17 protein-coding genes and 2 tRNA genes are annotated in these 21,167 nt (G+C 53.5%); 18 read left to right on the top strand and 1 reads right to left on the bottom strand.

All coding sequences use genetic code 11. The annotated features are described in order from the left end of the window. Window positions 1-38 precede the first annotated feature (38 nt). The 6 genes from rlmE (at window position 39) to QMG44_RS20925 (ending at window position 5,631) form a co-directional block, all read left to right on the top strand. Window positions 39-665, top strand: coding sequence for a 23S rRNA (uridine(2552)-2'-O)-methyltransferase RlmE (gene rlmE / locus QMG44_RS20950; protein WP_014171792.1), 627 nt, complete (start codon window positions 39-41; stop codon window positions 663-665). A 102-nt stretch (window positions 666-767) separates the two neighbouring features. Next, window positions 768-2,702, top strand: a complete 1,935-nt coding sequence (ftsH, locus tag QMG44_RS20945; protein WP_025202925.1) for an ATP-dependent zinc metalloprotease FtsH — start codon at window positions 768-770, stop codon at window positions 2,700-2,702. A gap of 98 nt (window positions 2,703-2,800) precedes the next feature. Then, window positions 2,801-3,649 carry a dihydropteroate synthase gene (folP, locus tag QMG44_RS20940; protein ID WP_020883535.1) on the top strand — a complete coding sequence of 283 codons (849 nt, stop codon included), beginning with the start codon at window positions 2,801-2,803 and terminating at the stop codon, window positions 3,647-3,649. Continuing rightward, entirely contained in the window at window positions 3,642-4,979 is a 1,338-nt protein-coding gene (gene glmM / locus QMG44_RS20935; RefSeq protein WP_014171789.1) for a phosphoglucosamine mutase, read from the top strand. Before folP ends, glmM begins: the two co-directional genes overlap by 8 nt. A gap of 223 nt (window positions 4,980-5,202) precedes the next feature. Beyond that, window positions 5,203-5,535, top strand: coding sequence for a preprotein translocase subunit SecG (gene secG, locus QMG44_RS20930; RefSeq protein WP_020883537.1), 333 nt, complete (start codon window positions 5,203-5,205; stop codon window positions 5,533-5,535). Window positions 5,536-5,544: 9 nt separating this feature from the next. Continuing rightward, window positions 5,545-5,631: transfer RNA gene (locus QMG44_RS20925), tRNA-Leu, on the top strand. 165 nt (window positions 5,632-5,796) lie between these two features. Here QMG44_RS20925 and argG read toward each other — a convergent pair. Beyond that, entirely contained in the window at window positions 5,797-7,143 is a 1,347-nt protein-coding gene (gene argG, locus QMG44_RS20920) for an argininosuccinate synthase (RefSeq protein ID WP_020883538.1), read from the bottom strand. Window positions 7,144-7,430: 287 nt separating this feature from the next. Between argG and QMG44_RS20915 the strand changes: the two genes are divergently transcribed. From QMG44_RS20915 to mtr, 12 genes are all read left to right on the top strand, one after another. Beyond that, window positions 7,431-7,507, top strand: a tRNA-Met gene (locus QMG44_RS20915). A gap of 207 nt (window positions 7,508-7,714) precedes the next feature. Then, entirely contained in the window at window positions 7,715-8,167 is a 453-nt protein-coding gene (rimP, locus tag QMG44_RS20910; RefSeq protein ID WP_014833432.1) for a ribosome maturation factor RimP, read from the top strand. 28 nt (window positions 8,168-8,195) lie between these two features. After that, the gene (gene nusA, locus QMG44_RS20905; protein ID WP_014171785.1) at window positions 8,196-9,698 is read left to right on the top strand and encodes a transcription termination factor NusA; all 1,503 of its coding nucleotides are present in this window, start codon (window positions 8,196-8,198) and stop codon (window positions 9,696-9,698) included. 24 nt (window positions 9,699-9,722) lie between these two features. Continuing rightward, window positions 9,723-12,410: a translation initiation factor IF-2 gene (gene infB, locus QMG44_RS20900; RefSeq protein ID WP_014171784.1), complete on the top strand. Its 2,688-nt coding sequence runs from the start codon at window positions 9,723-9,725 to the stop codon at window positions 12,408-12,410. 88 nt (window positions 12,411-12,498) lie between these two features. Then, window positions 12,499-12,903, top strand: a complete 405-nt coding sequence (gene rbfA / locus QMG44_RS20895) for a 30S ribosome-binding factor RbfA (RefSeq protein ID WP_014171783.1) — start codon at window positions 12,499-12,501, stop codon at window positions 12,901-12,903. Beyond that, a complete protein-coding gene (gene truB / locus QMG44_RS20890; protein WP_014171782.1) occupies window positions 12,903-13,853 on the top strand; it encodes a tRNA pseudouridine(55) synthase TruB in 951 nt (316 codons plus the stop codon). Before rbfA ends, truB begins: the two co-directional genes overlap by 1 nt. Before the next feature lie 155 nt (window positions 13,854-14,008). Further along, the gene (gene rpsO, locus QMG44_RS20885) at window positions 14,009-14,278 is read left to right on the top strand and encodes a 30S ribosomal protein S15 (RefSeq protein ID WP_013098914.1); all 270 of its coding nucleotides are present in this window, start codon (window positions 14,009-14,011) and stop codon (window positions 14,276-14,278) included. Window positions 14,279-14,520: 242 nt separating this feature from the next. Beyond that, a complete protein-coding gene (gene pnp, locus QMG44_RS20880; protein ID WP_014171780.1) occupies window positions 14,521-16,659 on the top strand; it encodes a polyribonucleotide nucleotidyltransferase in 2,139 nt (712 codons plus the stop codon). 108 nt (window positions 16,660-16,767) lie between these two features. Further along, window positions 16,768-17,652: a lipoprotein NlpI gene (gene nlpI / locus QMG44_RS20875; protein ID WP_013098912.1), complete on the top strand. Its 885-nt coding sequence runs from the start codon at window positions 16,768-16,770 to the stop codon at window positions 17,650-17,652. Window positions 17,653-17,759: 107 nt separating this feature from the next. After that, window positions 17,760-17,840, top strand: coding sequence for a protein YrbN (yrbN, locus tag QMG44_RS24335; protein WP_100122156.1), 81 nt, complete (start codon window positions 17,760-17,762; stop codon window positions 17,838-17,840). After that, window positions 17,833-19,737, top strand: coding sequence for a DEAD/DEAH family ATP-dependent RNA helicase (locus QMG44_RS20870; RefSeq protein ID WP_281853269.1), 1,905 nt, complete (start codon window positions 17,833-17,835; stop codon window positions 19,735-19,737). The genes yrbN and QMG44_RS20870 overlap by 8 nt, the downstream gene beginning before the upstream one ends. Before the next feature lie 142 nt (window positions 19,738-19,879). Further along, window positions 19,880-21,124, top strand: a complete 1,245-nt coding sequence (gene mtr / locus QMG44_RS20865) for a tryptophan permease (RefSeq protein WP_025202927.1) — start codon at window positions 19,880-19,882, stop codon at window positions 21,122-21,124. Window positions 21,125-21,167: the final 43 nt, after the last annotated feature.

Here is a 21,167-nt window from a genome sequence, read left to right as displayed (position 1 = left end):
CACAGGCAAGTAACGATGAACCAGGACGGAAATGTTAAATGACAGGTAAAAAGCGTTCTGCCAGCTCCAGCCGCTGGCTTCAGGAACACTTTAGCGATAAATATGTTCAACAGGCACAGAAAAAGGGGTTGCGTTCCCGTGCCTGGTTTAAACTTGATGAAATACAGCAAAGTGACAAACTTTTTAAGCCGGGAATGACGGTTGTCGATCTCGGTGCAGCACCTGGCGGATGGTCCCAGTATGCGGTTACGCAGATCGGCGGAACGGGCCGAATCATCGCATGCGACCTTTTACCAATGGATCCCATCGTCGGTGTCGACTTCCTTCAGGGCGACTTTCGTGATGAATTAGTGCTGAAAGCGCTACTTGAGCGTGTAGGTGATAGTAAGGTCCAGGTTGTCATGTCAGATATGGCACCAAATATGTGTGGAACACCGGCGGTGGATATCCCCCGCGCCATGTATTTGGTGGAGCTAGCGTTAGAAATGTGTCGTGATGTACTAGCGCCTGGTGGTAGTTTTGTTGTGAAGGTGTTTCAGGGCGAAGGTTTCGAGGAGTATCTTAAGGAAATTCGCTCCCTGTTTGCGAAGGTTAAAGTTCGTAAGCCGGACTCTTCCCGGGCCCGTTCCCGAGAAGTGTATATTGTAGCGACCGGGCGAAAATGATAACCCGCGTCTTTCAGACGAAAGTTTGAATGACACGGGATATAGAGTATCCTGACGCTGTTTTTAACACAGTTGTAATATGAGGTTAATCCCTTGAGTGACATGGCGAAAAACCTAATACTCTGGCTGGTCATTGCCGTTGTGCTGATGTCAGTATTCCAGAGCTTTGGGCCCAGCGAGTCGAATGGCCGCAAGGTGGATTATTCTACCTTCCTGCAGGAGGTCAATCAGGACCAGGTTCGCGAAGCGCGTATCAACGGACGTGAGATCAACGTTACCAAGAAAGATAGTAACCGTTACACGACTTACATCCCGGTGAACGATCCTAAGCTGCTTGATAACCTTCTGACCAAAAACGTCAAGGTGGTAGGCGAGCCGCCAGAAGAACCAAGCCTGCTGGCTTCTATCTTCATCTCCTGGTTCCCGATGCTGCTTCTTATTGGCGTCTGGATCTTCTTTATGCGCCAGATGCAGGGCGGCGGTGGCAAAGGTGCCATGTCGTTCGGTAAGAGCAAGGCGCGTATGCTAACGGAAGATCAGATCAAGACCACATTTGCCGACGTTGCAGGTTGCGACGAAGCAAAAGAAGAAGTGGGCGAACTGGTTGAATACCTGCGCGAGCCGAGCCGTTTCCAGAAACTGGGCGGTAAGATCCCGAAAGGCGTTCTGATGGTGGGGCCTCCGGGTACCGGTAAAACCCTGCTGGCGAAAGCCATCGCGGGTGAAGCGAAGGTGCCGTTCTTTACTATTTCAGGTTCTGACTTCGTTGAAATGTTCGTGGGTGTTGGTGCATCTCGTGTGCGTGACATGTTCGAGCAGGCCAAGAAGGCAGCACCGTGCATTATCTTCATCGATGAAATCGACGCCGTAGGCCGCCAGCGTGGCGCAGGCCTGGGCGGTGGTCACGATGAACGTGAACAGACGCTGAACCAGATGCTGGTTGAGATGGATGGCTTCGAAGGTAACGAAGGTATTATTGTTATCGCGGCGACTAACCGTCCGGACGTTCTTGACCCTGCGCTGCTGCGTCCAGGCCGTTTCGACCGTCAGGTTGTGGTTGGTCTTCCGGATGTACGTGGTCGTGAACAGATTCTGAAAGTTCACATGCGTCGCGTACCGCTGGCACCTGATGTCGACGCGGCAATCATCGCGCGTGGTACGCCGGGCTTCTCCGGTGCTGACCTGGCAAACCTGGTCAACGAAGCTGCACTGTTCGCTGCTCGCGGTAACAAACGCGTTGTGTCGATGGTGGAGTTCGAGAAAGCGAAAGACAAAATCATGATGGGTGCGGAACGTCGCTCCATGGTGATGACGGAAGCGCAGAAAGAGTCCACGGCTTACCACGAAGCCGGTCACGCGATTATCGGTCGCCTGGTGCCGGAACACGATCCGGTGCATAAAGTGACGATTATTCCGCGCGGTCGTGCGCTGGGTGTGACGTTCTTCCTGCCGGAAGGCGATGCCATCAGCGCCAGTCGTCAGAAGCTGGAAAGTCAGATTTCAACCCTTTACGGCGGTCGTCTGGCTGAAGAGATTATTTACGGCGCGGAGCATGTTTCGACCGGTGCGTCCAACGACATTAAAGTCGCGACCAACCTGGCGCGTAACATGGTGACCCAATGGGGCTTCTCCGAGAAGCTGGGTCCCCTGCTGTATGCGGAAGAAGAAGGCGAAGTGTTCCTGGGCCGCTCCGTGGCGAAAGCGAAACACATGTCCGATGAAACCGCACGTATCATTGACCAGGAAGTGAAGCTGCTGATCGAGCGTAACTACAATCGCGCCCGTCAGATCCTGAACGATAACCTGGACATTCTGCATTCGATGAAAGATGCGCTCATGAAATATGAGACCATCGATGCTCCGCAGATTGACGACTTGATGGCTCGCCGCGAAGTGCGTCCGCCAGCGGGTTGGGAAGACCCAGGCGCTTCCAACAATTCTGACAACAATGGCACACCGCGTGCGCCGCGTCCGGTCGATGAACCGCGTACGCCGAACCCGGGCAACACCATGTCAGAACAGTTGGGCGACAAGTAAGTCACTGCTGTTGAAATCTATGTTTGCACCTCAAACCCTGGAGCTTGCTCCGGGGTTTTTCTTTTCTGTAAAACCATATTGATACCAGGGATTTGACCATGAAACTATTCGCCCAGGACTCGCATCTCGATCTCTCACATCCGCATGTGATGGGTATCCTGAATGTCACGCCTGACTCCTTCTCTGACGGCGGCACGCATAACACGCTTATCGAGGCTGTGAAGCACGCAAATTTGATGATTAACGCGGGCGCCACCATCATTGACGTAGGCGGGGAATCGACGCGCCCTGGGGCGGCAGACGTTTCGGTGGAAGAAGAACTGGCGCGCGTGGTGCCTGTGGTTGAAGCTATCGCACAGCGGTTCGAGGTGTGGATCTCCGTCGATACGTCTAAACCTGAAGTGATCCGTGAAGTCGCGAGAGTGGGTGCTCACATCATCAATGATATTCGCTCGCTGACGGAGCCTGGCGCACTGGAGGCGGCCGCGGAGACCGGGCTACCGGTTTGCCTGATGCACATGCAAGGACAGCCGAAAACCATGCAGGAAGCGCCAAAGTATGACGATGTTTATGCCGACGTAAATCGCTTCTTTATTGAGCATATTGCACGTTGTGAACGTGCGGGTATCGCAAAAGAGAAATTGCTGCTCGACCCGGGGTTCGGTTTCGGTAAAAATCTCTCTCACAATTATGAGCTGCTTGCGCGCTTATCGGAATTCCATCATTTCGACCTGCCATTGCTGGTTGGTATGTCGAGAAAGTCGATGATTGGTCAGTTACTGAATGTAGGGCCGAGCGAACGTCTGAGCGGAAGTCTGGCCTGCGCTGTAATTGCGGCGATGCAGGGCGCGCACATTATTCGTGTCCATGACGTTAAAGAAACAGTAGAAGCCATGCGTGTAGTGGAAGCTACACTGGCAGCGAAGGAAAACAAACGCTATGAGTAATCGTAAATATTTTGGTACCGATGGTATTCGTGGGCGCGTGGGTGATGCGCCAATCACCCCTGATTTTGTACTGAAACTGGGCTGGGCAGCGGGTAAAGTCCTTGCGCGTCATGGCTCCCGTAAAATCATCATTGGTAAAGATACCCGTATCTCCGGGTATATGCTGGAGTCAGCGCTGGAGGCCGGTCTGGCTGCCGCGGGGCTTTCCGCTTCCTTCACTGGCCCAATGCCAACGCCTGCTGTGGCATATCTGACGCGTACTTTCCGTGCTGAAGCAGGGATTGTGATTTCGGCCTCGCATAACCCGTTTTATGACAACGGCATTAAATTCTTCTCCATCGACGGCACTAAGCTGCCGGATGAAGTGGAAGAGGCGATCGAAGCGGAGATGGAAAAAGAGATCACCTGTGTCGACTCCGCCGAGCTGGGTAAAGCGAACCGCATTGTCGATGCCGCGGGTCGTTACATCGAATTCTGCAAAGGTACTTTCCCGAACGAACTGAGCCTGGCCCATCTTAAAATTGTGGTGGACTGCGCCAACGGTGCGACCTATCACATTGCGCCGAATGTTTTCCGCGAACTGGGTGCGAACGTGATTACCATCGGCTGCGAGCCTGATGGCCTGAATATTAACGAACAGGTGGGTGCGACTGACGTTCGTGCTCTGCAGGCGCGCGTTCTGGCGGAAAAAGCCGATCTGGGCATCGCACTGGATGGCGACGGCGATCGCGTGATCATGGTCGATCACGAAGGTAATAAGGTCGACGGCGACCAGATCCTCTATATCATTGCGCGTGAAGGTCTGCGTCAGGGCCAGTTGCGCGGCGGTGCAGTAGGCACGCTGATGAGCAACATGGGTCTCGAGCTGGCGCTGAAACAGCTGGGTATTCCGTTTGTCCGTGCAAAAGTGGGCGACCGCTATGTTCTGGAAAAACTGCAGGAAAAAGGCTGGCGCATCGGGGCTGAAAACTCAGGCCACGTGATCCTGCTGGATAAAACCACCACCGGAGACGGTATCGTCGCTGCGCTGCAGGTTGTTGCCGCCATGGCGCGCAACCATATGAGCCTGCACGATCTCTGCAGCGGCATGAAAATGTTCCCGCAGATCCTGGTGAATGTGCGTTTCACCGCCGGTAAAGGCGATCCGCTGGAAAATGAAAATGTGAAAGCGGTGATGGCTGACGTTGAAGCAGCCCTGGGCAACCGTGGGCGTGTGCTGCTGCGTAAGTCTGGAACTGAACCGCTGATCCGCGTAATGGTGGAAGGCGAAGACGAGGCGCAGGTGAATGAATTTGCGCACCGTATTGCGGATGCCGTAAAAGCTGCATAGTTTTTCACGTTAAGTGATTAAAAAGGCGGCGCTTGCCGCCTTTGTTTTAAGCAATTGATGGCTTTTTGCTGTTTTTTTCCGCAGTTGATACAATGCGTCAAAATTGCCCTTGCGAAGCACATTCGCTTTGGTTAGTATTCACACCCGCTTCAGTGGGAAACAAAAATCCTGCTAATTGGTCGAAGCATTGGTATGCGGCAAATCCGCAAGGAACAGGTTGATTATGTACGAAGCTCTTTTAGTTATTTTCCTTATTGTAGCCATCGCTCTCGTAGCGCTGATCATGCTGCAGCAAGGTAAAGGCGCTGATATGGGAGCCTCCTTCGGAGCAGGCGCTTCCGGTACGCTGTTCGGTTCAAGTGGTTCTGCGAACTTCATGACCCGCACAACGGCGATTCTGGCTACGCTGTTCTTCATCATCAGTCTGGCGCTTGGCAATATCAACAGCAACAAGACCAGCAAAGGAAGCGAGTGGGAAAATCTGAGCGCGCCAGCGAAAACTGAGCAGACTCAGCCAGCTGCACCGGCTAAGCCGACCAGCGATATCCCGCACTAAGTATTCAGTACCGAGGTGGTGGAATTGGTAGACACGCTACCTTGAGGTGGTAGTGCCCTAACGGGCTTGTGGGTTCGAGTCCCATCCTCGGTACCAATATTCCAGAAGAAAGACGTCGAAAGACGTCTTTTTTTTCGTCTGTAGATTTCGTCTGTAGAAGGAGCGTTTTCGTCGGCAGGTACGTTCGTGCCAGCGGGACCGGTTCTGCAGCGATCGTAAAAAAGGCGCCCACTGGGCGCCTTTTGCATTTCTGCGTAAGCCTTACTTCTTAACGCTGTGCTCCAGGTTTTCAACCTGCGGCAGGCCATTACCGGCGCTTGCGGAGAGCAGGCCATTCTCAACGTAGTTGAACAGCTTCTCACGGGTATCGGTGATGTCCAGGTTACGCATGGTCAGCTGGCCAATACGATCGTCCGGAGAGAACACGGATTCACCTTTCTCCATGGTCAGACGCTCTGCTTTATAAGTCAGGTTGTCGGACACGGTGTTCAGAATCGAGTAGTCATTCCCGCGACGCAGCTCCAGCGTCACTTCGCCGGTGATCGCGCTTGCCACCCAACGTTGCAGTGCATCACGCAGCATCAGGGCCTGTGGGTCGAACCAACGGCCCTGGTACAGCAGTTTACCCAGCTGACGACCATGGGAGTGATACTGCTCGATGGTGTCTTCATTGTGAATACCGGTCAGCAGACGCTCATAAGCGATGTGCAGCAGCGCCATCCCTGGGGCTTCATAGATGCCACGGCTTTTTGCTTCAATAATACGGTTTTCAATTTGGTCGCTCATGCCCAGACCGTGACGGCCACCGATACGGTTAGCTTCCAGCATCAGTTCCACATCGTCAGAGAAGGTCTTGCCGTTCAGGGCAACCGGATGGCCGCGCTCGAAACGCACAGTAACTTCTTCCGCCTGGATTTTGACGTTTTCGTCCCAGAACTTCACGCCCATGATCGGGTTAACGATCTTCACGCTGGAGTTCAGGAATTCCAGGTCCTTCGCTTCGTGCGTCGCACCCAGCATATTGGAATCGGTAGAGTAGGCTTTCTCAACGGACATCTTATAGTCGAAGCCACAGGCGATCATAAACTCGGACATTTCATGACGGCCGCCCAGCTCGTCGATAAAGTCGGTATCGAGCCACGGTTTATAAATCTGCAGCTCGGCGTTGGTCAGCAGGCCATAACGATAGAAACGTTCGATATCGTTTCCTTTATACGTACTGCCATCACCCCAGATGTTTACGCCATCTTCTTTCATGGCGGCAACCAGCATGGTACCGGTCACTGCACGGCCCAGCGGGGTGGTATTGAAATAGGTCAGGCCGCCGGTAGTGTTATGGAAAGCACCACACTGAATAGCAGCAATGCCTTCAGCGACCAGTTGCTTACGGCAGTCAATCAGGCGCGCGTTCTCTGCGCCATACTCTTTAGCGCGACGAGGGATTGCATCATAATCGTCCTCATCCGGCTGACCCAGGTTCGCAGTATATGCATACGGAACCGCTCCCTTCTGGCGCATCCACAGCAGTGCAGCGCTGGTATCCAGGCCGCCTGAAAAAGCGATGCCAATACGTTGTCCTACCGGAAGATGCTTGAGAATCGTCGTCATAAAATAAAACCCTGCTTGATTGACTGATTAAGAGACCGCTTTCGCTCTCGATGCATGTTTATGCAAAATAAGTGAGTATTCATTTAATCATCTTTTGTCGATGACCGGAAGAGACTCGTGCGTTTTTTGTAAAATTTTCCCTTTGTTTGACCTGGCGGAAACTGGCTTGACAGGTGGGGTTCACTATCAATATACTAAACGCCGATTTTACGTCCCGTCTTCGGTACCAAATCCCAGCATTATTTGCAAATTCTCTCCAAAACGCGTAGAATTTGCCACGTTTCAGGCGCGGGGTGGAGCAGCCTGGTAGCTCGTCGGGCTCATAACCCGAAGGTCGTCGGTTCAAATCCGGCCCCCGCAACCACTTTCCCATAAAGTTCTTTTTCAAATATACTGTGAAGACTTAGAGCCTTCGTAGCTGGATTTGAAAAAATTCTTTCGGAGAGTGCTCCAGGCCGCAGTTGCGGCTATAGGGTTCAGTTATCTAAAGCCCCGATTTATCGGGGTTTTTTGTTATCTGACTACAGAATAACTGGGCTTTACGCCCTTTTTTTATGTCTTGGGGGTGGGCTTGTCCACATTAGAGCAAAAATTAACAGAGATGATTACTGCACCGGTCGAAGCACTGGGCTACGAACTGGTCGGCATCGAATTCGTTCGCGGCCGTACATCGACGCTGCGCATCTATATTGATAGTGAAGATGGCATCAATGTTGATGATTGTGCTGATGTTAGCCACCAGGTGAGTGCGGTTCTTGATGTTGAAGACCCGATTACCGTTGCGTACAACCTGGAAGTTTCCTCACCCGGCCTCGATCGCCCGATGTTCACGGCCGAGCACTATGTGCGCTTTACCGGTGAAGAAGTGGCTCTCGTTCTGCGTATGGCCGTACAGAACCGCCGTAAATGGCAGGGAATTATCAAAGCCGTTGATGGTGAAATGATCACGGTTACAGTCGAAGGCAAAGATGAAGTGTTCGCGCTGAGTAATATCCAGAAGGCGAACCTGGTTCCCCACTTTTAACAGTCTGGATTGAGGTGAAAAGCCCGCGATGAACAAAGAAATTTTGGCTGTTGTTGAAGCCGTCTCCAACGAGAAATCACTGCCGCGTGAGAAGATTTTCGAAGCGCTGGAAAGTGCACTGGCTACAGCAACCAAGAAAAAATACGAACAAGAGATCGATGTTCGCGTAGAAATCGATCGTAAAAGCGGTGACTTCGATACATTCCGTCGTTGGGTAATCGTTGAAGAGGTGACCCAGCCGACGAAAGAGATCACCCTGGAAGCGGCGCGTTTTGAAGACGAAAGCCTGAACGTGGGTGACTATGTTGAAGATCAGATTGAATCTGTCACCTTCGACCGTATCACCACGCAAACCGCAAAACAGGTTATCGTCCAGAAAGTCCGTGAAGCTGAGCGCGCGCTGGTTGTCGATCAGTTCCGCGATCAGGAAGGTGAGATCATTACCGGCGTGGTGAAGAAAGTAAACCGCGACAACATCTCTCTGGAAATCAAATCTGAAGGGCTGCCAGGTAACGCTGAAGCCGTTATCCTGCGTGAAGACATGCTGCCGCGTGAAAACTTCCGCCCGGGTGACCGTATTCGTGGCGTTCTGTATGCCGTACGCCCTGAAGCGCGTGGTGCACAGCTGTTTGTGACCCGTTCCAAGCCAGAGATGCTGATTGAACTGTTCCGTATCGAAGTACCGGAAATCGGCGAAGAAGTTATCGAGATTAAAGCGGCTGCCCGCGATCCGGGTTCACGCGCGAAAATCGCGGTGAAAACCAACGACAAGCGTATCGACCCGGTCGGTGCTTGCGTAGGTATGCGCGGTGCGCGTGTTCAGGCGGTTTCTACCGAACTGGGCGGCGAGCGTATCGATATCGTCCTGTGGGACGACAACCCGGCGCAATTCGTGATTAACGCAATGGCTCCGGCGGATGTGGCGTCTATCGTTGTTGACGAAGACAAACACACCATGGATATCGCTGTTGAAGCGGGCAACCTGGCGCAGGCAATCGGCCGTAACGGTCAGAACGTACGCCTGGCGTCACAGCTGAGCGGCTGGGAACTCAACGTAATGACCGTTGATGACCTGCAGGCTAAGCATCAGGCTGAAGCCCATGCGGCGATCGATACCTTCACGAAATACCTGGATATTGACGAAGATTTCGCCACTGTTCTGGTTGAAGAAGGTTTCTCTACCCTTGAAGAACTGGCCTATGTGCCAATGAAAGAGCTGCTGGAAATCGACGGTCTTGATGAAGCCACCGTTGAAGCCCTGCGTGAACGCGCTAAAAACGCACTGACCACCCTGGCACTGGCTCAGGAAGAAAGCCTTGGCGATAAGAAGCCGGCTGATGACCTGCTGAATCTGGAAGGTCTTGATCGTGCGATTGCGTTCAAGCTGGCTGCCCGTGGTGTTTGTACGCTGGAAGATCTCGCTGAGCAAGGCGTTGATGACCTGGCCGATATCGAAGGTTTAACCGACGAGAAAGCCGGCGAACTCATCATGGCCGCACGTAATATTTGCTGGTTCGGCGACGAAGCGTAATAAACTGTAGCAGGAAGGAACAGCATGACTGATGTAACTGTAAAATCGCTGGCTGCCGAGATTCAGACCTCCGTGGACCGCCTGGTACAGCAATTTGCTGATGCAGGGATCCCGAAGTCCGCTGATGACTCGGTGAACGCGCAAGAAAAACAAACCTTGTTAGCGCACCTGAACCGTGAACACGGATCGACGCCTGACAAGCTGACGCTGCAGCGCAAAACGCGTAGCACGTTGAATATCCCTGGTACCGGTGGTAAAAGCAAATCGGTACAAATTGAAGTCCGCAAGACACGCACCTTTGTAAAACGTGATCCGCAAGAGGCAGAACGCCTTGCTGCGGAAGAGCAGGCACAGCGTGAAGCGGAAGAACAAGCTCAGCGTGAGGCAGAAGCGACTGCCAAACGTGAAGCAGAATTAAAAGCTGAACGTGAGGCCGCAGAAAAAGCGAAACGCGACGCAAGTGATAAAGTGAAGCGTGAAGCTGCGGAAAAAGACAAAGTGAGCAATCAACAGACCGACGAAATGACAAAAACCGCCCAGGCTGAAAAAGCCCGCCGTGAAAATGAAGCTGCCGAGCTGAAGCGTAAAGCGGAAGAAGAAGCCCGCCGCAAGCTTGAAGAAGAAGCTCGCCGTGTAGCTGAAGAAGCGCGCCGTATGGCTGAAGAAAACGAGAAGAACGGTGTGAACCCTGCTGAAGCGTCTGAAGACACCAGCGATTATCACGTCACCACTTCTCAGCATGCGCGCCAGGCAGAAGACGATAACGACCGTGAAGTTGAAGGTGGTCGTGGCCGTACTCGCAGCACCAAAGCTGCTCGCCCAGCCAAAAAAGGCAACAAGCACGCTGAATCTAAAGCTGACCGTGAAGAAGCTCGTGCAGCGATCCGCGGTGGTAAAGGCGGCAAGCGTAAAGGTTCCGCACTGCAGCAGGGCTTCCAGAAGCCAGCTCAGGCTGTTAACCGTGACGTAGTGATTGGTGAAACCATCACCGTTGGCGATCTGGCCAACAAAATGGCGGTTAAAGGCTCTCAGGTCATCAAAGCGATGATGAAACTGGGCGCAATGGCCACCATCAACCAGGTTATCGACCAGGAAACTGCGCAACTGGTAGCCGAAGAGATGGGCCACAAAGTTATCCTGCGTCGTGAAAACGAGCTGGAAGAAGCAGTAATGAGCGACCGTGACACCGGTGCAGCGGCAGAACCGCGCGCGCCTGTAGTGACCATCATGGGTCACGTTGACCACGGTAAAACCTCTCTGCTCGACTACATTCGTTCGACGAAAGTGGCCTCCGGTGAAGCGGGTGGTATTACCCAGCACATCGGTGCGTACCACGTAGAAACCGACAACGGCATGATCACCTTCCTGGATACCCCGGGCCACGCAGCGTTTACCTCTATGCGTGCTCGTGGTGCTCAGGCAACGGATATCGTTGTACTGGTTGTTGCTGCAGATGACGGCGTGATGCCACAGACCATTGAAGCTATTCAGCACGCGAAAGCGGCGCAGGTGCCTCTGGTGGTTGCAGTGAACAAGATCGATAAGCCAGAAGCTGACATGGATCGCGTTAAAAACGAACTCTCCCAGTACGGTGTTATGCCGGAAGAGTGGGGCGGTGAAGCGCAGTTCATCCCAGTATCTGCGAAAGCCGGTACCGGTATCGACGACCTGCTGAACGCTATCCTGCTGCAGGCTGAAGTTCTGGAGCTGAAAGCGGTTCGTAAAGGTATGGCGAGCGGCGCGGTTATCGAATCCTTCCTGGATAAAGGTCGTGGTCCGGTTGCAACCGTTCTGGTTCGTGAAGGTACGCTGCATAAAGGCGATATCGTTCTGTGTGGTTTCGAATACGGTCGTGTTCGTGCGATGCGTAACGAACTGGGTCAGGAAGTTCTGGAAGCAGGTCCGTCCATTCCAGTGGAAATCCTGGGCCTGTCCGGTGTGCCGGCTGCGGGTGATGAAGTGACCGTCGTACGTGACGAGAAGAAAGCGCGTGAAGTTGCACTGTATCGTCAGGGCAAATTCCGTGAAGTTAAACTGGCTCGTCAGCAGAAATCTAAACTCGAGAACATGTTTGCGAACATGACCGAAGGCGAAGTTCACGAAGTGAACATCGTTCTGAAAGCCGACGTTCAGGGTTCTGTGGAAGCGATCTCCGACTCCTTGCTGAAACTGTCTACTGACGAAGTTAAAGTGAAGATCATCGGTTCTGGCGTAGGGGGTATCACCGAAACCGACGCCACCCTGGCTGCTGCATCCAATGCAATCCTGGTCGGCTTCAACGTACGTGCTGACGCGTCTGCACGTAAAGTGATTGATGCTGAAAGTCTGGATCTGCGTTACTACTCCGTCATCTATAACCTGATCGACGAAGTGAAAGCTGCGATGAGCGGCATGCTGTCTCCAGAGCTGAAACAGCAGATCATCGGTCTGGCTGAAGTGCGTGACGTGTTCAAATCACCGAAATTTGGTGCGATCGCGGGCTGTATGGTTACCGAAGGTATCATCAAACGTCACAACCCAATCCGCGTACTGCGTGACAACGTGGTTATCTACGAAGGCGAGCTGGAATCCCTGCGCCGCTTCAAAGATGACGTTAACGAAGTCCGTAACGGCATGGAATGTGGTATCGGCGTGAAGAACTACAACGACGTTCGCGTTGGCGACATGATCGAAGTGTTCGAGATCATCGAAATTCAGCGTACGATTGCTTAATCATCGATGCAGGCCGGGTAAGCAAAGCGCCACCCGGTAATAATTTTAAAAGGGGCTTTTTGCCCCTTTTTTGTCTGGAGAATTTATTATGGCGAAAGAATTTGGTCGCCCGCAGCGCGTAGCGCAAGAAATGCAGAAAGAGATCGCCCTCATCCTGCAACGTGAAATTAAAGATCCACGCGTGGGTGTGATGACCACCGTGTCCGGCGTGGAAATGTCCCGCGACCTGGCGTATGCCAAAGTGTTCGTGACTTTCCTGAACGATCAGGACGAAGCCGCGGTAAAAAACGGCATTAAAGCGCTGCAGGAAGCCTCTGGCTACATCCGCTCTCTGCTCGGCAAAGCGATGCGTCTGCGTATCGTGCCTGAGCTGACCTTCTTCTACGACAACTCTCTGGTCGAAGGTATGCGCATGTCCAACCTGGTGACCAGCGTGGTGAAACATGACGACGAACGTCGTGTTAACCCAACGGACGACAGCAAGGAGGACTAATGAGTCGTCCTCGTCGTCGCGGTCGCGACGTGCATGGTGTGCTGCTGCTGGATAAACCCCAGGGCGCTTCCAGCAACGACGTGCTGCAAAAAGTTAAGCGTATTTTTAACGCCAACCGTGCGGGCCACACGGGCGCGCTCGATCCGCTGGCGACCGGCATGCTGCCGATCTGCCTGGGGGAAGCGACAAAGTTTTCCCAGTACCTGCTGGACTCCGATAAGCGCTATCGGGTCATCGCCCGACTAGGCCAGCGCACGGACACCTCCGATGCCGATGGTCAGGTGGTAGAAGAGCGTCCGGTGACCTTCAGCGCGGAGCAACTTGATGCCGCGCTGGAAAGTTTCCGTGGCGACACGCTGCAGGTACCGTCAATGTATTCGGCGCTGAAGTACCAGGGTAAAAAACTGTACGAATATGCACGCCAGGGCATTGACGTTCCTCGTGAACCCCGTCCGATTACCGTGTACGAACTGCTCTTTATTCGTCACGAAGGCGATGAGCTGGAGCTGGAAGTACACTGTTCGAAAGGCACCTATATTCGTACCATCATTGACGACCTGGGTGAAAAACTGGGCTGCGGTGCGCACGTGATTTACCTGCGTCGCCTGGCTGTCAGCACGTACCCGGTTGAGCGAATGGTCACCCTTGAACATCTGCGCGAGTTGGTTGAGCAGGCGGAAGCGCAGGAGATTGCGCCGGCCGATTTGCTCGATCCGCTGCTGATGCCAATGGACAGCCCAGCGGCCGATTTCCCGGTTGTTAATCTTCCTTTAACATCCTCCGTTTACTTTAAGAACGGAAACCCGGTTCGTACCACCAGTGCTCCTTCTGAAGGTCTGGTACGCGTGACCGAGGGGGATGAAGGTAAGTTTATCGGCATGGGTGAAATGGATGGCGAAGGGCGCGTCGCGCCGCGTCGCCTGGTCGTTGAGTATCCGGTTGAAGCCTGATAGCGATAACGGCTCGCCTTGCGATAAGCAGGTGAGACGAGTAGAATATCGCGGCTTAACGTTCGGCAAATTGTTTAACATATTGCGGGACGTATACTGGGATTGCTGAATTAGAGATCGGCATCCTTACATTCTTTATATTCTGGAGTTTGAAAATGTCTCTAAGCGTTGAAGCTAAAGCTAAAATCGTTTCTGAGTTTGGTCGTGGTACTAACGACAGCGGTTCTACCGAAGTTCAGGTTGCACTGCTGACTGCACAGATTAACCACCTGCAGGGTCACTTTGCAGAGCACAAAAAAGATCACCACAGCCGTCGTGGTCTGCTGCGTATGGTTTCTCAGCGTCGTAAACTGCTCGACTACCTGAAACGTAAAGATGTTGCACGTTACTCCGCGCTGATCGAGCGTCTGGGTCTGCGTCGCTAAGTCTTGCGAGTTTCAGAAAAGGGGGCCTGATGGCCCCTTTTTTCAACCAGACGGCAGCAATTCACTGGAAACTATTGTATTGTTGCTATAAATGATCTTCATTGCAGAGGTTCGCGCGGCTAATGAGAGGCTTCACCCATGGGGGTGTTGGTTGTCATTAGTCGCGAGGATGCGAAGAAGGTCGGGTTAAATCGTCAGCACACCGGTGGTGTGCTGTCATACATTTAAGAAAGGACAGAACTTTGCTGAATCCGATCGTTCGTAAATTCCAGTATGGTCAACACACCGTCACGCTGGAAACCGGCATGATGGCACGTCAGGCTACTGCTGCCGTTATGGTAAGCATGGATGACACTGCGGTATTCGTAACCGTAGTTGGCCAGAAAAAAGCAAAACCAGGTCAGGACTTCTTCCCACTGACCGTTAACTACCAGGAGCGTACCTACGCTGCCGGTAAAATTCCGGGTGGCTTCTTCCGTCGTGAAGGCCGTCCAAGCGAAGGCGAAACCCTGATTGCGCGTCTGATTGACCGCCCGGTTCGTCCGCTGTTCCCGGAAGGCTTCGTGAACGAAGTGCAGGTTATCGCGACCGTTGTTTCCGTTAACCCACAGGTTAACCCGGATATCGTTGCGATGATCGGTGCTTCCGCAGCCCTGTCACTGTCTGGTATTCCATTCAATGGCCCAATCGGTGCTGCACGCGTTGGTTACATCAACGACCAGTACGTGCTGAACCCAACGCAGGAAGAGCTGAAAGAAAGTAAGCTGGACTTGGTTGTTGCTGGTACTGAAGCGGCTGTGCTGATGGTTGAATCCGAAGCGGAACTGCTGAGCGAAGACCAGATGCTGGGCGCGGTGGTCTTTGGCCACGATCAGCAGCAGATCGTTATTCAGAACATCAACGATCTGGTTAAAGAAGCGGGCAAACCACGTTGGGACTGGCAGCCTGAAGCCGTCAACGACGCGCTGAATGCACGCGTTGCTGCGCTGGCTGAATCTCGTCTGAGCGATGCTTATCGCATCACCGACAAACAGGAGCGTTATGCTCAGGTTGACGTGATCAAAGACGAAACTATCGCAACGCTGATTGCTGAAGACGAAACGCTGGATGCTAACGAGCTGAGCGAAATTCTGCACGCTATCGAGAAAAACGTGGTTCGTAGCCGCGTCCTGGCGGGTGAGCCGCGTATCGATGGCCGCGAAAAAGACATGATCCGTGGTCTGGACGTGCGTACTGGCGTTCTGCCACGTACTCACGGTTCTGCACTGTTCACCCGTGGCGAAACGCAGGCGCTGGTTACCGCGACCCTGGGGACAGCACGTGACGCGCAGAACATCGACGAACTGATGGGCGAGCGTACTGACAGCTTCCTGTTCCACTACAACTTCCCTCCATACTCCGTAGGTGAAACCGGTATGGTGGGTTCGCCTAAGCGTCGTGAAATTGGTCACGGTCGTCTGGCGAAGCGTGGTGTGCTGGCAGTGATGCCGGATGCTGACAAATTCCCGTACACCGTTCGTGTGGTTTCTGAAATCACCGAATCTAACGGTTCTTCTTCCATGGCTTCCGTGTGTGGCGCATCTCTGGCGCTGATGGATGCAGGCGTGCCAATCAAAGCCGCCGTTGCGGGTATCGCAATGGGCCTGGTGAAAGAAGGCGAGAACTTTGTTGTTCTGTCTGACATTCTGGGCGACGAAGACCACCTGGGCGATATGGACTTCAAAGTTGCGGGTTCCCGCGACGGTATCTCTGCGCTGCAGATGGATATCAAAATTGAAGGTATCACCAAAGAGATCATGCAGGTTGCGCTGAACCAGGCTAAAGGTGCTCGTCTGCACATCCTGGGCGTGATGGAACAGGCGATCAACGCGCCACGTGGCGACATTTCTCAGTTCGCTCCGCGTATCCACACCATCAAGATCAATCCAGACAAGATCAAAGATGTTATCGGTAAGGGCGGTTCCGTTATCCGTGCTCTGACCGAAGAGACTGGCACCACTATCGAAATCGAAGATGACGGTACGGTGAAAATTGCAGCGACCGACGGCGAGAAAGCGAAATTTGCTATTCGTCGCATCGAAGAAATTACTGCAGAAATCGAAGTGGGCCGTATCTACAATGGTAAAGTGACCCGTATCGTTGACTTTGGCGCGTTCGTTGCCATCGGTGGCGGTAAAGAAGGTCTGGTTCACATCTCTCAAATCGCTGACAAGCGCGTTGAGAAAGTGACCGATTACCTGCAGATGGGTCAGGAAGTCCCGGTTAAAGTTCTGGAAGTTGACCGCCAGGGCCGTATCCGTCTGAGCATTAAAGAAGCAACCGAGCAGTCTCAGCCGGCTGCTGCGCCAGAAGCATCGGCAGCAGAACAGCAAGGCGAGTAAGTTGCATTTGCCCTCCGCTTCGGCGGAGGGCCTATTATCAGGCAGGACGCCTTGTTAAGCCGCCGGGGGACAGGACGTTCATCCAATAGTTGTCTTCGGGAGTGGGAAATGAAGCCTTTTTTGCGCTGGTGTTTCGTTGCGACAGCTTTAACGCTGGCAGGATGCAGCAACTCTGCCTGGCGTAAGAGCGAAGTCCTCGCAGTGCCATTGCAACCGACTTTGCAGCAGGAAGTGATTCTGGCACGCATGGAACAAATTCTTGCCAGTCGGGCTTTAACCGATGACGAACGCGCACAGCTTTTATATGAGCGCGGAGTGTTGTATGATAGTCTCGGTCTGAGGGCATTAGCGCGGAATGATTTTTCACAAGCGCTGGCAATCCGACCTGATATGCCTGAAGTATTCAATTACTTAGGCATTTATTTAACGCAGGCAGGCAATTTTGATGCTGCCTATGAAGCGTTTGATTCTGTACTTGAGCTTGATCCAACTTACAACTACGCGCACTTGAATCGCGGTATCGCCCTGTATTACGGCGGTCGTGATAAGTTAGCGCAAGATGATCTGCTGGCGTTTTATCAAGACGATCCTAATGATCCTTTCCGCAGTCTGTGGTTATACATCGTTGAGCAGAAGCTCGATGAGAAGCAGGCAAAAGAAGCACTGAAACAGCGCTTCGATAAATCGGACAAGGAACAGTGGGGATGGAACATTGTCGAGTTCTACCTGGGCAACATTAGCGAAGCAACGCTGATGGAACGCCTCAAGGCGGACGCAACGGATAACACCTCGCTCGCTGAGCATCTCAGTGAAACCAACTTCTATTTAGGTAAGTACTACCTAAGTCTGGGGGATAAGGACAGCGCTACGGCACTGTTCAAATTAGCGGTTGCTAACAACGTACACAACTTCGTTGAGCACCGTTATGCATTGTTGGAATTATCGCTCTTGGGCCAGGAGCAAGACGACCTGGCAGAATCGGACCAGCAATAGCTGACGACATAAACATCAGCCCGTAATCTTTTGATTGCCATCACCTTAACTGGTGAGGGCGTTGTTGTTCGTCAATACATCTACTTTGAGCCGGTTCACACTTTTCAATGAAAATTGCTAATCATTTTCACGATGAGCTAAGTAGACTGGCCGCCATTGACATTGAGGCACTCGTACTACATGGCTGAATTCGAAACCACTTTTGCAGATCTGGGCCTGAAGGCTCCTATCCTTGAAGCCCTTACCGATCTGGGTTACGAAAAACCATCTCCGATCCAGGCAGAATGTATCCCACATCTGTTGTCTGGTCGTGACGTGCTGGGCATGGCCCAGACTGGTAGCGGCAAAACCGCAGCGTTCTCGCTGCCGCTGCTGCACAACATCGATCCGGAACTGCGTGCACCGCAGATCCTCGTCCTGGCTCCAACCCGTGAACTGGCTGTTCAGGTTGCAGAAGCTATGACTGATTTCTCTAAACATATGCGCGGCGTAAACGTGGTGGCCCTGTACGGTGGCCAGCGTTATGACGTGCAGTTACGTGCCCTGCGCCAGGGTCCACAGATTGTTGTCGGTACGCCGGGCCGTCTGCTGGATCACCTGAAGCGCGGTACTCTTGACCTCTCTAAACTGAGCGGTCTGGTACTGGATGAAGCAGATGAAATGCTGCGTATGGGCTTCATCGAAGACGTAGAAACGATTATGGCGCAGATCCCGGAAGGTCATCAGACCGCTCTGTTCTCTGCAACCATGCCAGAAGCGATTCGTCGCATTACCCGCCGCTTCATGAAAGAGCCGCAGGAAGTGCGCATTCAGTCCAGCGTGACCACTCGCCCGGACATCAGCCAGAGCTACTGGTCTGTATACGGTATGCGTAAAAACGAAGCGCTGGTTCGTTTCCTGGAAGCGGAAGATTTTGATGCGGCGATTATCTTCGTTCGTACCAAAAACGCGACCCTGGAAGTGGCTGAAGCGCTGGAGCGTAGCGGCTACAACAGCGCAGCGCTGAACGGTGACATGAACCAGGCTCTGCGTGAGCAGACGCTGGAGCGCCTGAAAGACGGTCGTCTGGATATCCTGATTGCAACCGACGTGGCAGCACGTGGTCTGGACGTTGAGCGTATCAGCCTGGTTGTGAACTACGATATTCCAATGGACTCCGAGTCCTACGTTCACCGTATCGGTCGTACCGGTCGTGCGGGTCGTGCAGGTCGTGCGCTGCTGTTCGTTGAGAACCGCGAGCGTCGTCTGCTGCGTAACATTGAACGCACCATGAAGCTGACCATTCCAGAAGCGGAACTGCCAAATGCAGAACTGCTGGGCAAACGCCGTCTGGAAAAATTCGCTGCGAAAGTACAGCAGCAGCTGGAAAGCAGCGACCTGGACCAGTATCGTGCACTGCTGGCACAGATTCAGCCTACCGCTGAAGGCGAAGAGCTGGATATGGAAACGCTGGCCGCAGCACTGCTGAAAATGGCTCAGGGCGAACGTACCCTGATCGTGCCACCAGATGCACCGATGCGTCCTAAGCGTGAGTTCCGTGACCGTGACGAGCGTTTCGAACGTCGTGGCGATCGTAACGATCGTGGTCCACGTGCTGACCGTCCAGAGCGCAGTGGCGAAGAGCGTCCACGTCGTGAACGTCGTGACGCTGGCGAAATGGAACTGTACCGCATTGAAGTGGGCCGTGATGATGGTGTTGAAGTTCGTCATATCGTTGGCGCGATCGCTAACGAAGGCGACATCAGCAGCCGTTACATCGGTAACATCAAGCTGTTCGCATCTCACTCTACTATCGAGCTGCCAAAAGGCATGCCGGGCGAAGTACTGCAGCACTTTACTCGCACCCGCATCCTGAACAAGCCGATGAACATGCAGCTGATGGGCGATGCCCAGCCACGTACTGACCGTGGTGGCGAACGTCGTGGCGGTGGTCGTGGTTTCGGTGGCGAACGTCGTGAAGGCGGTCGTAGCGAAGGCAACCGCGCTGGCGCAGGCGAAGGTCGTCGTTTCTCTGGCGAGCGTCGCGAAAGCCGTGCCCCACGTCGTGAAGAAGGTACCGCTCGTCGTCGTTTCGGTGACGCGTAAGTCTTTCGTTTCTGACGTAAAGTAATCTATACAGCCCCGATAAACACTGTCGGGGCTTTTTTTATTCCTTTTGTACTCTTGTACTGGTACAGTGCTGCACACTAACATGCATAACCGCATTATTGACTGGAGAAAAGGCTGTATGGCGACACTTACCACCACCCAAACGTCACCTTCGCTGCTTGGCGGCGTGGTGATCATCGGCGGAACCATCATTGGTGCCGGGATGTTCTCCCTGCCTGTGGTTATGTCCGGTGCGTGGTTCTTCTGGTCGCTGGCGGCACTGGTGTTTACCTGGTTCTGTATGCTTCATTCCGGGCTGATGATCCTCGAAGCCAACCTGAACTACCGCATTGGCTCCAGCTTCGACACCATCACTAAAGACCTGTTAGGCAAAGGCTGGAACCTGATAAACGGCCTCTCCATTGCCTTTGTGCTCTACATCCTGACTTACGCGTACATCTCAGCGAGCGGCTCCATTCTGCATCACACATTCTCGGAGTTGTCGCTGAACGTGCCAGCAAGAGTGGCGGGCTTGTGCTTCGCGCTGGGCGTCGCGTTTATCGTCTGGATGAGCACCAAAGCGGTGAGCCGCATGACGGCGATTGTGCTGGGCGCGAAGGTGATCACCTTCTTCCTGACCTTCGGCAGCCTGCTTGGGCACGTTACGCCGGCCACGCTGTTCAACGTGGCGGAGACGAATACCGCTTACACGCCGTACCTGCTGATGACCCTGCCGTTCTGTCTGGCATCATTTGGTTACCACGGTAATGTGCCGAGCCTGATGAAGTATTACGGTAAAGATCCCCGCACGATTGTGAAGTGCCTGATCTACGGCACGCTGCTGGCGCTGGCGCTGTACGTGATTTGGCTGCTGGGGACGATGGGCAATATCCCGCGTCCTGAATTTATCGGCATTGCGCAGAAGGGCGGTAACATTGATGTGCTGGTACAGGCGTTGAGCGGCGTACTGAACAGCCGCAGTCTGGATCTGCTGCTGGTGGTGTTCTCTAACTTTGCCGTCGCGAGCTCTTTCCTCGGCGTGACGCTGGGCCTGTTTGACTACCTGGCCGATCTGTTTGGTTTTGATGATTCTGCTATGGGGCGCTTTAAAACCGCGCTGCTGACTTTCCTGCCACCGATTGTTGGCGGTCTGCTGTGGCCGAATGGTTTCCTCTATGCCATCGGCTATGCCGGGCTGGCGGCGACCATCTGGGCGGCGATTGTGCCTGCGCTGCTGGCACGCAAATCACGTAAACGCTTCGGCAGCCCGAAATTCCGCGTCTGGGGTGGAAAGCCGATGATTGCGCTGATTCTGGTGTTCGGTATTGGCAACGCGCTGGTGCATGTCCTGTCGAGTTTTAACCTGCTGCCGGTGTATCAGTAACACCACCTGTCACCCTCTCCCGACGGGAGAGGGGAACAAACCG

This window comes from Enterobacter sp. 200527-13 (genome assembly GCF_027924865.1).
GTDB classification, from domain to species: Bacteria; Pseudomonadota; Gammaproteobacteria; order Enterobacterales; family Enterobacteriaceae; genus Enterobacter; species Enterobacter ludwigii.
The sequence above is the reverse complement of the archived record's forward strand: the minus strand, read 5'-3'. Positions and strand labels throughout refer to the sequence as shown.